The sequence below is a fragment of the Planomonospora sp. ID82291 genome, assembly GCF_015711645.1.
Taxonomy (GTDB): Bacteria; Actinomycetota; Actinomycetes; order Streptosporangiales; family Streptosporangiaceae; genus Planomonospora.
Map to the genome: position 1 here is coordinate 866132 of NZ_JABTEX010000002.1, position 13088 is coordinate 879219.

Below are 13088 nucleotides of genomic sequence, written 5' to 3' on the forward strand. Positions count from 1 at the left end.
GGGCTTCGGGGCCGGGCGCCGGGCTCCTCGTCGCCGTCCGCGCGGGAGGGGTCCGGCGCAGGCCGCCTCCCGCAGGTGTGCGAAAGTAGAGCGATGTCCGAACGCCGGGTCCGTCTGTCATGGTTCCTGCTGGTCGCCGGGTTCGTGCTCGCCTCGTTCAACCTCCGGCCGGCCCTGGCCGGGATCTCGCCGGTGCTCGACGAGATCATGGAGGATCTCGGGCTGAGCCCGGCCGAGGGCGGCGCGATCACCACCGTGATGGTGGTCTGCCTGGGGGTGCTGGCGCCGCTCGCCCCTCCGCTGGCCCGCCGCTTCGGCCTGGACCGCACGCTGCTGGCCGGGCTGCTGGTGCTGGCCGCCGGACTGCTGCTGCGCAGCGCCGGAAGCGTCCCCGCGCTGTACGCGGGCGCGGCCGTGGCCGGCACCGCCATAGCGATCATGAACGTGGTGATGCCGGGCATCGTCAAGCAGCACTTCCCCGCGCGGGTCGGCCTGTTCACCGGCGTCTACGTCTCCGGCCTGGTCCTCGGCGCCGCCGCGGCCTCCGGGCTGACGGTCCCGCTCGAACGCGTCACCGGCTACGACTGGCGCGGGGCCACCGCACTGGCCGCGCTCCCCGCCGTGGCGGCCGCCCTGCTCTGGCTGCCCCAGGCACTGCGCCGTCCGGCGGGCGGACCGGTGGAGCCCGTACCGTTCCGCGCGCTGCTGCGCTCCCCGGTGACCTGGTCCGTCACGGCGTTCATGGGGGTGCAGTCGCTGACCTTCTACGTCACGCTCGCCTGGCTGCCGACGATCTTCCAGGAGGCCGGGCTCCCCGCCGACCAGGCCGGCTACCTGCTGGGTCTGTCCAACCTCGTCCAGGTGGCGGTCACGCTCGTGGTGCCCGTGCACGCCGGGAGGGCGCGCTCGCAGGCGCCGCACGTGACGGTGGCGACCCTGCTCACCGCCGCCGGGTACGCCGGGGTGCTGGCGGCCCCCGCCACCGTGCCCTGGCTCTGGATGCTCGTCCTCGGAATCGGCCAGGGCGCCGCGATCGCGCTGGCGATGCTGATCATCACCCTGCGCGCCCCCGACCCGGCGGCGGTGACCGCGCTGTCGGCCGTCGCCCAGTCGGCGGGGTACGTCATGGCGGCGCTCGGCCCGTTCCTGTTCGGGCTGCTGAGGGAGGTCTCCGGCGGCTGGACGGTGCCGCTGCTGGCCGGACTCGGCGCGTGCGGGCTCCAACTCGTCGCGGGCCTCCCCGCCGGGCGCCCCGCCCGCGCCGGGTGACGGTCCGGGTGCCGGACCCGTACCGGGTGACGGTCCGGGTGCCGGACCCGTACCGGGTGACGGCCCGGGGTCCGGCCCGCGCCGGATGCCGTTCCCGGCGCCGGGGCGTGGCGCGGCCGTCGTGTCCCGGGCACCCGGCGGCCATCCGGCGGCCATCCGGGATCCCTACGGTCCTTCCATGATCCGTAGGTTCCTCGCCGTGGCGCTGACCGTCCTCGCGACCGGTACCGTCACCGTTGTGCTGCACCGACCCGAACCCGCCGCCGCCGAGCGCCGCGGCGACGAGCCCATCGTCATCGGCCACCGGGGCGCGAGCGCCCACCGGCCCGAGCACACCCTGCTCTCCTACGAGGCCGCGATCGCGCTGGGCGCCGACTACATCGAGCCCGACCTGGTCTCCACCAGGGACGGCGTCCTCGTGGCGCGCCACGAGAACGAGATCTCCGGCACCACGGACGTGGCGGACCACCCGGAGTTCGCGGCCCGCCGTACCACGAAGACCATCGACGGCCGGCCGGTCACCGGCTGGTTCACCGAGGACTTCACGCTCGCCGAGCTGAAGACCCTCCGGGCGGTGGAGCGCGTGCCCGACCTGCGGCCGGGCAACACCGTCTTCAACGGGCTGGCGGAGATCCCGACCTTCGAGGAGGTCCTGCGGCTGGCCGGTGACCACGGGGTCGGCGTCTACCCCGAGACCAAGCACCCGACCTACTTCGACTCCGTCGGCCTCTCCCTGGAGGAGCCGCTGCTGGAGACCCTCCGCAGGAACGGCTGGGACGGGAGGCGCTCCCCCGTCTTCATCCAGTCCTTCGAGACCGCCAACCTGCGCGAGCTGCGGAAGAGGACCCGGCTCCCGCTGATCCAGCTGATCGGCGCGAGCGGCGCGCCGTACGACTGGACCGCCGCGGGGGACGCGCGCACCTACGACGCGATGGTCACCCCCGAGGGCCTGCGCGAGGTCGCGCGGTACGCCGACGGCATCGGCGTGGACACCCGGCGGATCGTGCCGACCGGACCCGACGGCCGCCTGCTCGCGCCCACCGCGCTGATCGGCGACGCGCACCGGGCCCGGCTGAAGGTCCACACCTGGACGGTGCGGAACGAGAACTCCCAGCTCCCGGTGGACTTCCGGCGCGGTGACCCGGCCAACCCGGCCTTCCCGCGGGCCACCGGCGACGTGATGGGCTGGCTGGAGAAGCTCTACCGGCTCGGCCTGGACGGCGTCTTCGCCGACGACCCGGGCATCGCGCGCGCCGTCAGGGAACGGGTCCTCTGAGCCGCGAGCGGTCGCCGGGCGGTGACGCTGCTCCTCCCGCGGTCCCCGTGGTCCCGCGGTCCTACGGCCCCGTGGTCCGCCGGACGACGGGCCGGGCGTCACCGGGAGGCGTTCGCCTGCATCCTCACCGTCGGACGACGTCGTCCAGCGGGCGCAGCTCGTCGGCGTAGCTCACCGAGACGCGGCGCATCACGCCGGTCCCGCTGATGGAGTACTGGCCCAGCCGCCACAGCGGCGGCGAGTAGGCGTGGATCGACACGCTGCCGTGCACCGCGCCGGTCAGCCGGTGGATGTGGTCCGGGCCGAAGGAGAACGACTCACCCGCCGAGACGACGGTCTCCAGGTGTTCGCCGCCGATGCGGGGATTGCACTCCAGGAGCGCCCCGGCCACCACCCGGACGGCTCCGGAGGAGACGTCGTGGTCGTGCCAGCCGGTGTCGTCCTCGGGCCGCCAGCACAGCAGCCAGACGTCGACGTGGGAGTCCCGGTAGAGGGAGGCGTAGTGCCGTCCGCCCTCTTCCGGGAAGAGGACGTGCTCCTGCCACCGGACCGGGTCGGCGGCCAGTCCGTCGACCAGCTCGCGCAGCTCGCGCCGGTCGAGGTCGCGGGCGGGCAGGCTCGCGAAGTCCGCCTCGGGGGACGCCGCCGGGGGCGCTTCCGGGTGGGCCGCCGGGGACGCCGAGGCCATTGCGGGAGGCACCGCGGGAGACGCCGCGGGAGACGCCGCGGGAGGCGCGGTCAGGGCCGCCGAGGTCATGGACGGCCTCCCGCGGGTGTCCGGCGCGCACGGCCCTGGGGCTGGTTCATGGACGAGGCTCCTTCCGGTGGAGCAGACGGGCGGGGTTGGCGACGGAGACCGCGTGCCAGGCGGCGGCGCCGAGGGCGGGGGAGAGGTCCGGGGCGGTGGCGTAGGGCAGGTCGGAACCGCTGACCACGACGTCGACGCCGAGCTCGCGGACGACCGCGTCGACGGCCCGGGGGCCGTAGGAGGAGGTCTCCACGAACATTCCGGTGTCCACCACCCCTCTGGCCCCGCCGCCCCGCCGGGCCAGCCGCTCGGAGTGGAGCGGCGCCAGCCCGGCCAGCAGGGCGAAGCAGACCCGGAGCCGGGGATGTCGGGGGCGGCCGAACGCGGCGAACGCGAACCAGGCGGCGTGCATCTGCTGCACGTACGGCACGACGGCGGACCACCAGCCGGGACCGTCGCCGGAGCCGCTCCCCGATCCGCCGCCCGGTCCTCCGGCGGGCCCGCCCCCGGCGCCTGCGGTGGAGCGGTCACCGGGTCCTCCGACGGGACCGGGGTGGATGAAGAGCGGGAGGCCCCGTTCCGACAGCACGTCCAGCAGCGGGGCCACCGCGCGCAGGCCGTCCGCGGTCCGTACGGCCGTCGCCGGGAGCTGGAGCCCGGCGAGACCGCGGTCGAGGACCGCCGTCAGGCGTACCGGGTCGGGGTCGGTGAGGCAGGTCGCGGCCCAGGCGCCGAAGGGGGCCGGGAGCGCGAGCGCGTCCTCGTGGTAGGCGTCGATGACCGGCCAGGACTCGTCGGGCGGTAGCGACTCGACGCCGAGCGGGCTCGAGAGCGAGACCAGGGCCAGGTCGAGGCCGGCGTTCAGCGCGAGGCGGCCGGCGAGGTCGTGGTCGCGCGGATCCACCTCGTAGGGGGGTTCGCCGTCCAGGTGGAGGGTCCAGCCGTCCAGGAACGGCGGGGCCGTCCGGGACCGGAGGGCGGCGAGGAACGCGGGCGTCCACAGATGCTGGTGCACGTCGACGGCCATCACCCCTCCATTCTTGTATTACCTACCTAGAATACATGCAATAGGCGGCGTGTCGTCACGGGAGGCGTGCGGGTGCGCGCGGACGCCTCCCGTTCGGGCGGTCGGGAGGGTGCCGGTCCGCTGGGGCCGGTCAGGTCGGGGGGTGCCCGGTCCGCTGGGGCCGGTCAGGTCGGGAGGGTGCCGGTCGGCCGGTCGGCCGGTCAGGTCGGGAGGGTGCCGGTCGGCCGGTCGGATCGGCCCGCCGGGTCGAGGGGTGTCGGGTCGGACGGCCTGTCGGCCGCCGCGTCAGTCGTCGCGGCCCAGGACCAGGTCGAGCAGCCAGCTCACCACGCCGATGATGATCGCGCCCCAGAGGGCGGCCCAGAAGCCCGTCACGTTGAACGACAGGTCGAGCCGGTTGGAGATCCAGCTCGTGAGCAGGAGCAGCCCGGCGTTCACGATGAGGGCGAACAGCCCGAGGGTCAGGACGTAGAAGGCGCAGCCGACGGTCTTGATGATCGGCTTGAGGACCGCGTTGACGAGACCGAAGACGAAGGCGACCGCGATCAGCGTGCCGATCTTCTTCGGTGTCGTCTCGCCGGAGACGGTGATCCCGTCCACGAGGAGCTCGGCCACCCACAGGGAGGCCGCCACGATGAGGACCTTGATGATTATCTTCACGTTCGGGGATCCTCGCACGGTCGAACGGACGGCCGGTAGGCCCGAAGGTCGTAGATCTTTGCGCCGACCGGTATACCCCGGCACCGGCCGCTCCGGTGCCGCCCATGACGTGGACCTGGCCCGATCTCCCGGAGCGGGACCCGCGGTGAGGCGCCGTTGACCGGGGTCGGACCGTCCGCTGACCGTTCGATCGACGACGGGCGCGCATGGTCGCCCACATCTGGGGGCAGATGGGGCATAAGGGGGTGGGATCGTTGGAAACGGATGAGCTGGATGCGTTGTCGGCCCGGGAGCTCCACGACCGGGCAGTGGGGTACGCGGTGCACCACGGAGACTTCGGCTTCCTCTGGGAACTGCTCAAGATGATCCCGCCGGCCGAGGCCGCGAGCGGGAACGGCGACGAGACGGCCAACGACCTCACCCGGGTCTCGGCTCTGCTCAGCGACGCCATGGTGGCGGGTGAGGGCGAGCTCGGTGAGGCGCTGCGGCCGTTCTACATCGCCTACCTGTCCAAGCACCCGGACGCCATGGCGGCGCCCGAACCCTGATCCCCGCTCCGCGGTGGAACACGGCCGCCGGGTGCGGCCCGGCGCCTCCGCCCGGCCGCACCGCACCCTTGGATAGGGTGATCGGCAGGCGACCGGGGAGGACGGATCATGGCATCGGTGCATGTGGAGCGGACCGAGGACGGATACATCGCGCGCAACGAGCGCGGAGCCGAGGTGTCCATGGGCGGCGGTGACGAGCCGGGCGTCTTCACCCCGGTCGAGCTGCTGCTGGCCGCCCTCGGCGGCTGCAACATCGTCACGGTGGAGCCGCTCACCGCCAAGCGCGGCCACCGGCTGGTCCGCCTGGCGATGACCGTCGACAGCGAGAAGGTCGAGCCGACCCGGCTCGGACCGATCACCGTGACCTACGACGTCGAACTGCCCGAAGGCGATGAGAAGGCGGCCGAGGTCTTCCGCGCGGTCGCGCACCGCGTCGAGGAGAACCACTGCACGGTGAGCAACGCCCTGCGCAACCGCACCGAGGTCGTCCTCGAACTGCCGGTGTGACGGCCCTCCCGGGATCCGGGGCGTCGGCCCGGGGCAATACCGGGTCACTCTGGGTGTAGAGGCAAAACCAACCTGTGTATGACGTTCCCGTTGCCTTCGCCTCGCTAGTGTGGAAGCAGGTCAAGGAGGTCCGCACAGGCCACCGGGGCCGAACGGAGACTTTTACCGGAAAAGGACGCGGGGGGATCGCGTCCACGAGCGGAGCCGCCGTCGTCTTGGGGGAGGCGACGGCAGAGCCCGCCAGGTGAAGACGGGGCCGGACGGTTGGGGGAACCGTCCGGCCCCGCATCTGTGCGCCGGAGTGCTCCGGGTGGATGCGTGCTCTGTACGGGTGTCTCTGTACGGGTGTGCGTTGTCCTCCGCCGGGCTGCTAGAGTTGGGCCATCGCAAGCGCCGCTAGCTCAGTTGGTTAGAGCAGCTGACTCTTAATCAGCGGGTCCGGGGTTCGAGTCCCTGGCGGCGCACCGAGGTGAAAACCCGGGCCGGTCTCACCGGCCCGGGTTTTCTCGTCCCGGCCCCGCCCCGGCCCTCAGCCCCGGTCGCCCCGGCCTCGCCCCGTTCCGGTCGCCCGGTCGTCTCAGCCCGTGGTCGTCTCAGCCCATGGTCTTCGCGCCGTCGAGCGCCTCGCGGATGATGTCGGCGTGGCCGGCGTGCTGGGAGGTCTCGGCGATGACGTGCAGCAGCACCCGCCGCACCGACCAGGAGGCGCCCTGCTCGAACCACGGCGCCTGCGGGAGCGGGTGGGCGGCGTCCAGGTCGGGCAGGGTCGCCACCAGCTCGTCCGTCCGGCGGGCCACCTGCTCGTAGGCGTCGAGCAGCCCGGCCAGCGTCTCGCCCTCCAGCATGCGGAACTGGCCCTCCCAGTCGACCGGCACGCTCTGCATCGCCTCGGCCCCGCCGACCGCGAACCGCATCCACCCCTCCTCGACCCCGGCCACGTGCTTGATCAGGCCGCCCAGGCAGAGCTCGCTCACCGTGGTGCGCCGCGCGGCCTGCTCGTCGCTCAGCCCCTCGACGGTCTGGTGCAGGAAGCCCCGGTGCCTGGCCAGCGTCTGCAGCAGATCGGCCCGCTCGCCGGTGATGGGCTTCTCGCCGGTGATGGTCTTCTCCTGGGTGGTCATGGGACCTGCCTTCCGTGGCCTTCGCGCGATCCGACGGGTTCACGTTACCGATCGGCACCGACACTTTCCGGGTGCGGAGCCGCCGGTGCGGTCGCCGCGGGAGGGGCGGGTTCGATGGGAGGCAGGGCCGTGCGGATCGGGAGGGCCGCGGCGAGTGCGGGCCGCGGCGAGTGCGGGCCGCGGCGAGTGCGGGCCGTTGTCAGACCATGCGAGATCTTGTAGCTTGCTGGTCGATCCGCTCGTGTCCGTCGACCCGGGGAGCGACCCCATGGGTGTTGCGCCCAGTGATGTGATCACCTCGGTTCCGAGCGTCTGGGGGGCGGCGAACGCCTCCAGCGCCGCGGTCGTCTTCCCGCCCGCCGTCCCCGTCGCGCTCGCGCTGGGCACGCTCGTCTCCGACCCGGCCCAGATCTGGCACGCCGGAGACCGGTACGGGAGCGTCGCCGAGCGCGTCCGGTCCGCGAACGCCCTGGTCGGGGAGGCGGTGAACGGCCGCGCGGACGCCGACCGGTGGACGGAAGGCGGCCGGGACGCCTTCATGGCCGCCCGGGTCCGGCCCTACCAGGAGACCCTCACCCAGGCCGCCGACATGTACGACGGCATGGACGCCGCGTTGAAGGCGACCGCGCTGGCCTACACGTTCGTCGGGCTGTCGTCCGCGGTCGTCGGGGCGGCGCTCGTGCGCTACGTGGCGCCGCTCCTGGCCGCCGCGGTGGTGCCCCCGCTGAAGGCTCAGGCGACCTACGTGGCCAACGCCAGGATGGTGGAGGCGAGGGCGGCCGTGCGGACGCTCATCGCGGGCCTGGCCAAGACGAACGGCTCGGCGGCGGCGCTGCTGTCCGCGGCCGCGGTCCGGCTCGGCGCCTCCCGCGACGTGCTGGCGGGCCTGGGCGTGCTCGGTACGGCCGGGCTGGCCGGTCTGGGCGGCTACCACATCGGGGGGCGCGCCGCCCCGGCGTTGGGTGCGGCCGCGACGCCGCTGGCGTGGCCGAGGCGGATCGAGGGAGGCGCGGCGCCTGACGGGTTCGGGGTGCCCACGGCGGCCCAGCGCGCCGGGATGAGGAGCATCCATCCGGACTCCGTCAAGGCCCTGGGCGAGGACCTCGACACCGGCCCCGGCCGGATCCTCGACGCCGCCTACGAGGACGCGCGCGGCGTCGAGGTGGGGTTCCCCGGGTTCGGGGTGGCCGGGATCCACCTCTTCCACGCCCACGGCGAGATGCGGGACGGCGCGGTCCGGCAGCTCGCCGCCGGGCGCGACGTGCCCGGCGCGTGGCTGCCCGGGCTGAGGACGACCGCCGACAACTGGGCCTTCGCCGAGCGGGCGAACACCGAGGGGAACGGGCGCGGGCCCCGCCGGTGAGACGGCGGGGCCGCGGGAGGGCGCGCGTCCCGCGACCGGAGCCGGGGAGTGCGGGGTCGGTCAGCCCGCGAGGGCCTTGACCAGGTCGTCCAGGACGACCTGGGCGGCGAGCGGCGCGCCGCGGGTGCTCCAGACCGAGCCGTCGACGGACACGACATGGTCGGCCTTGACGGCTTTGAGCTCCTTGAAGGCGGGGGTCTCCTTGACCTCGGCGAGGGCCTTCTCCCCGTCGGAGGTGAGGGTGGACAGGAACAGCCAGTCGCCGTCGATGTCGGACAGCGCCTCCAGGCTCAGCGGCATGGAGTGGGCGGTGCCGTCCTTGTCCTGCGCCTTGGGCCGGGTGAGGCCGAGGTCGGTGGCGACGAAGCCGGCGAACTGCCGCTTCTCCATCCAGCTCGGGCCCTGCGGGTTCCACCGGACGATGCTCACCTCGGCGGGCTTGACCCTGGTCTTCGCCTCGGCGACCTTGGCGTCGTAGTCGGCGAGGACCTTCTTGGCCGCGTCGAGCCTGTTCAGGGTGTTGCCGATGCCCATGAACGACAGTTTCCAGTCGTCGGTGGGGGCCATCGTGACCACCGTCGCAGGGGTGATCTTGCGGAGCTGGTCGAGTATCTGCTGGTCCTGCATGTCCCCGGCGAGGATCAGGTCGGGCTGGACCTCGACGACCTTGTCGATCACCGGCTGGAGCAGGTTCCCGACGACGGGGATGCCCTGGACCTTGTCGGCGAGGTACGCCGGGGGCTTGTCGATGCCCTGGCCGTTGGTGATGCCGACCGGGGTGACGCCGAGGGCGAGGGCGGCGTCGAGGTCCTCCTGGGTGAGGGTGACCACGCGCTTCGGCTCCGCGGGGACCTTGATCAGGGTGCCGGTGGCGTCCTTCACCTCGCGGGTGGCGGCCGAGGCCGGTGCGGCGGCGGAGGCCGAGGCCGCGGGCGCCGCTGACGTGTCCGGGGAGGACGTGCCGCACGCCGCGACGGCCAGGACGGCGAGAGCGGCGGCGAACAGGCCGCCGGCCCTACGGAGGGGGGTCATGCGAACTCCAGACCAGATGAGGTAAGACTTACCTACTTTAGGTTAGCCTTACCTTATGTTTACGCAACCCCGGGCCCCCCTCCCGGTGTTCACCCTCTGCCTGACGGCACTGCTGGGGCTCGCCGCGGCCTCCGTGCTGACCGGCGCCGGCCGGGTCGCGCCGGAACAGGTCCTCGACTACCTGATGGGCGCCCGCGGCGACCACCACCTGGAGATGGTCGTCACCACGCTCCGGCTGCCCCGCACCCTGGCCGCCCTCGTCGTGGGCGCCGCCCTCGGCGTCTCCGGCATGCTGCTGCAGGCGGTCACCCGCAACCCGCTCGCCGAGACCGGCCTGCTCGGGGTCAACTCGGGCGCGGCCCTCGGCGTGGTCGTCGGGATCGTGTACGCGGGCGCGCAGACCGGCGGGGCCTACCTGGTCTGGGCGCTCGGCGGCGCGCTGCTGGCCACCGGGGTCGTGCTGCTGATCGGCTCCCGCTTCTCCCCGCTCAAACTCGTCCTGGCGGGTGCGGCGCTGTCGGCCACGCTCACCGGCATCACCTCGGCCCTGCTGGTCGCCGACCCCGTCACCTTCGACCAGTACCGGTTCTGGGTGCTCGGCTCGCTCGCGGGCGTCCCGCTGGAGCGGGTCCTGTCGGTCTCCCCGGCGATCCTGGCCGGGCTCGGCCTGGCCGCGCTGGCGGCCCGGCCGCTGGCCGCGCTCTCCCTCGGCGACGACATGGCCGTGGCCCTCGGCCACCGGCCCGGCCGTACCCGGGTCGCGGTGACCGTGGCGGTGACGCTGCTCAGCGCCGCCGCGGTCGCGGTCGCCGGGCCGATCGGCTTCCTCGGGCTGCTGGCCGGCTACCTGGCCAGGACCCTGCTCGGCGGCCGGGTCGGCCCGCAGATCGTGCTGTCGGGCCTGGCCGGCGCCCTGGTGCTGCTCGGCGCGGACGTGCTCGCCCGGGTGGTCATGCGGCCGTACGAGGCGCCGGTCTCCCTGCTGATCGCCGTCCTCGGCGGACCCGTGCTGATCGTGGTGGCGCGCTCCCGCGCGGTGGCCGCCGGGGCCGGGGACCTGATCTCGGGCGGGGCCGCGCGCCGCGGGGCCGGTCTCCTCCGGCCTCCGCTGGAGGGGGTCCGCCGGATCCTGCGGCGGCGGGCCGGAGCGGACCGCGCGGGCGGGACGCGGCCGGACGGAGCCCGCGCGGCCGGCCTCTCCGCGCCCGCCGTACGGCGCCGCGCCGCAGGGTCCGGGCCGGGGCGGGGACCGCTGCCGTCCGACACGCTGCCGGTACGGCTCGGCGCCCTGTCGGTCCTGCTCCCCGTGCGCTCCTCCTTCGCCGCCGTGGCGCTGGCCGCGCTCGCGGTGGCGGCGGGGGTGGCCGCGCTGGTGGCCGGGCAGTCCGCGATGTCCGCCGGCCAGGCGCTGGACGCGCTGCGCGGGACCGGGACGGGCGGGCAGATCCTGCTCGTCCAGGAGATCCGGCTGCCCCGGATCGTCGCCGGGCTGGTGGCGGGGGCCGCGCTCGGCCTGTCCGGCTGCCTGACCCAGGCGCTGGCCCGCAACCGGCTGGCCACCCCCGACATGCTCGGCATCAACCAGGGCGCCGTCATCGCCATCATGCTGGCCGGGCTGGTGTCGTCCGCGGAGATGCTCTTCGAGCACTGGTGGACCGGCCCGCTCGGCGCGCTCGCCGCCACCGCCGTGGTCTTCGCGATCTCCGGCGGCGTCGGCACCCAGGGCTACCGGTTCATCGTCACGGGTCTGGCGGTCACCACCCTGGGCGGGGCGCTGACCCAGTCGGCCCTGGCCTGGAACGGGCTCAGCTCGGCCACGGCCATCCACTCCTGGAGCGTCGGCAGCCTCGCCGGACGCGGCTACCCGGTGGCGCTCCCGGTGGCCGCCGGGCTGGCCCTGCTGCTGCCCGCCGCGCTGGCCGTCTCCCGGAGGCTGGACGTGATGCGGTTCAGCGAGGACGTCGGCGCCGGGCTCGGGGCGGACCCCCGCAGGACCCGGTCGGCCGTCCTGGCCCTGGCCGTGGCCCTGGCCGGGCTGGCGATCGGCATCGGCGGGCCCATCGCCTTCGTCGCGCTGGCCGCCCCCGTCATCGCCGCCCGCCTGTCCGGGCCCGCCCGGCTCCCGCTCGTCGGCGCGCCCCTCACCGGGGCCGCGCTCGTCGTGGCCGCCGACACGATCGGCCGCGTCGTCGCCTCCGGGGCGGAGATCCCCGCGGGCGTCGTGACGAGCATCCTGGGCGGCCCCTTCCTGCTGTGGACCCTGCTCTCCGACCGGAGGTCGTGACATGCCGCCGTACTCCCCCGAATCCGGTTCCCCGGGCGTGGCCGCGCCGGACGGCCGGGCCACCCCGCTGGTCGAGCCGTCCGGGACGCCGGGCCGGTACCGGGTGACCTTCCTGTGGCGGGCCCGGTCGGCGGACGAGCGGGCGGTCGTCCTGATCAACACGCTGACCGACCGGGACCGGCACGCGGGCGACATCGGCGGTCACGTGATGACCCGGGAACCGGGCGGCGACCGGCTCCGCCTGACCTACGAGCTCGACGGGGACCTGCGGGCGAGCTACCAGATCCTGCCGTGTACGGAGGTCCCCGGCACCGACCGGGACTCCTGGCTGCGCGTCATGATGACGGCCCTCCCCGACCCGGGCAATCCCCTCCGGATCCCCGGCGGCCACGGCCGCAACGCCTCCTCCCTGCTGGAACTGCCGGAGGCCCCCGCGCAGCCGTACCGGGACCGGCGTCCGGGCGTGCCCGCCGGGCGGGTGCACGAGAGCGCGGTCGCCGGACGGCGGGTCTGGGTCTACACGCCGCCGGGGCACGAGGCCTCCATCGCGGAGGGCTCTGCGCCGGGTTCGCCGGGGGTCTCAGCGCATCCGGCGGCTCCGGAGGCCCCCGCGGCGGAGCGGGACGGCGGGGCGGCGGGGCGCGGGGGCGGCGGGCCGTACCCGGTGCTGGTCCTGCTCGACGGGGACGTGTGGGCCGGGCGGATCGCGCCGACGATGGACAACCTGATCGCCGAGGGCCGGATCCCGCCGACGGTCGTGCTGCTGCCCGACGCGGTGGACCGGCCGACCCGGCTGCGCGAGATGGCCTGCCACGAGCCGTTCGTCCGGCACCTGGCCGGCGAGGTGCTGCCGTGGGCGGAGCGGGCGTGGGGGGTCACCGGCGACCCCGGGCTGACCGTGGTCGCGGGCCAGAGCTTCGGCGGGCTCACCGCCTCCTACGCGGCGTTCACCGCACCCGAACGCTTCGGCAACGTGCTCTCGCAGTCCGGCTCCTACTGGTGGAGCGACGACGACCCCGAATGGCTGACCCGGCGCTACGAGCGGGCGCCCCGGCTCCCGGTCCGCTTCCACGTGGAGGCCGGACGGCTGGAGTGGATGCTGCTGGCCGAGAACCGGCGGTTCGCCGAGGTCCTGGCGGCCAAGGGGTACGAGGTGACGCTCACCGAGTACAACGGCGGCCACGACCCGGCCTGCTGGCTGGGCGGACTCGCCTCCGGGCTCTCCGGCCTGGCCGCGGGGTGGCTGTGACGGG

At 74.4% G+C, this 13088-nt stretch carries 12 protein-coding genes and 1 tRNA gene; 8 read left to right on the plus strand and 5 right to left on the minus strand.

The annotated features are described in order from the left end of the window. The first annotated feature begins 93 nt into the window (after window positions 1-93). Both HS045_RS14880 and HS045_RS14885 read left to right on the plus strand, forming a co-directional pair. Entirely contained in the window at window positions 94-1269 is a 1176-nt protein-coding gene (locus HS045_RS14880; RefSeq protein WP_196451947.1) for an MFS transporter, read from the plus strand. Between the two features lie 178 nt (window positions 1270-1447). Further along, complete coding sequence (locus tag HS045_RS14885) at window positions 1448-2545, plus strand: glycerophosphodiester phosphodiesterase (protein ID WP_196451948.1); 1098 nt, start codon at window positions 1448-1450, stop codon at window positions 2543-2545. Window positions 2546-2669: 124 nt separating this feature from the next. Here the strand turns inward: HS045_RS14885 and HS045_RS14890 are convergent, their stop codons facing one another. From HS045_RS14890 to HS045_RS14900, 3 genes are all read right to left on the minus strand, one after another. Next, window positions 2670-3233, minus strand: a complete 564-nt coding sequence (locus HS045_RS14890) for a cysteine dioxygenase family protein (protein ID WP_196451949.1) — start codon at window positions 3231-3233, stop codon at window positions 2670-2672. A gap of 115 nt (window positions 3234-3348) precedes the next feature. Beyond that, a complete protein-coding gene (locus HS045_RS14895; protein ID WP_196451950.1) occupies window positions 3349-4320 on the minus strand; it encodes an amidohydrolase family protein in 972 nt (323 codons plus the stop codon). Between the two features lie 285 nt (window positions 4321-4605). After that, window positions 4606-4980, minus strand: a complete 375-nt coding sequence (locus HS045_RS14900; protein ID WP_196451951.1) for a phage holin family protein — start codon at window positions 4978-4980, stop codon at window positions 4606-4608. 245 nt (window positions 4981-5225) lie between these two features. On the opposite strand from HS045_RS14900, the gene HS045_RS14905 reads away from it, so the two are divergent. The 3 genes from HS045_RS14905 to HS045_RS14915 all read left to right on the plus strand — a co-directional run bounded on the left by HS045_RS14905 (window position 5226) and on the right by HS045_RS14915 (window position 6499). Continuing rightward, a complete protein-coding gene (locus tag HS045_RS14905; protein WP_307827529.1) occupies window positions 5226-5528 on the plus strand; it encodes a hypothetical protein in 303 nt (100 codons plus the stop codon). A gap of 108 nt (window positions 5529-5636) precedes the next feature. After that, window positions 5637-6035: an OsmC family protein gene (locus tag HS045_RS14910; RefSeq protein ID WP_196451953.1), complete on the plus strand. Its 399-nt coding sequence runs from the start codon at window positions 5637-5639 to the stop codon at window positions 6033-6035. A 390-nt stretch (window positions 6036-6425) separates the two neighbouring features. Then, window positions 6426-6499: transfer RNA gene (locus tag HS045_RS14915), tRNA-Lys, on the plus strand. 129 nt (window positions 6500-6628) lie between these two features. Here the strand turns inward: HS045_RS14915 and HS045_RS14920 are convergent. Beyond that, window positions 6629-7156, minus strand: coding sequence for a DinB family protein (locus tag HS045_RS14920; RefSeq protein WP_196451954.1), 528 nt, complete (start codon window positions 7154-7156; stop codon window positions 6629-6631). A 268-nt stretch (window positions 7157-7424) separates the two neighbouring features. On the opposite strand from HS045_RS14920, the gene HS045_RS14925 reads away from it, so the two are divergent. Then, a complete protein-coding gene (locus HS045_RS14925; protein WP_196451955.1) occupies window positions 7425-8519 on the plus strand; it encodes a hypothetical protein in 1095 nt (364 codons plus the stop codon). A 60-nt stretch (window positions 8520-8579) separates the two neighbouring features. On the opposite strand, the gene HS045_RS14930 is transcribed toward HS045_RS14925, so the two are convergent. After that, window positions 8580-9551, minus strand: coding sequence for an ABC transporter substrate-binding protein (locus HS045_RS14930; RefSeq protein WP_196451956.1), 972 nt, complete (start codon window positions 9549-9551; stop codon window positions 8580-8582). A 55-nt stretch (window positions 9552-9606) separates the two neighbouring features. Here HS045_RS14930 and HS045_RS14935 point away from each other — a divergent pair, with 55 nt between their 5' ends. After that, a complete protein-coding gene (locus tag HS045_RS14935) occupies window positions 9607-11835 on the plus strand; it encodes an iron chelate uptake ABC transporter family permease subunit (RefSeq protein ID WP_196451957.1) in 2229 nt (742 codons plus the stop codon). A 1-nt stretch (window position 11836) separates the two neighbouring features. Further along, window positions 11837-13084 (plus strand): alpha/beta hydrolase-fold protein, encoded by a 1248-nt coding sequence (locus HS045_RS14940; RefSeq protein ID WP_196451958.1) that lies wholly within the window; start codon window positions 11837-11839, stop codon window positions 13082-13084. The last annotated feature ends 4 nt before the right edge of the window (window positions 13085-13088 follow it).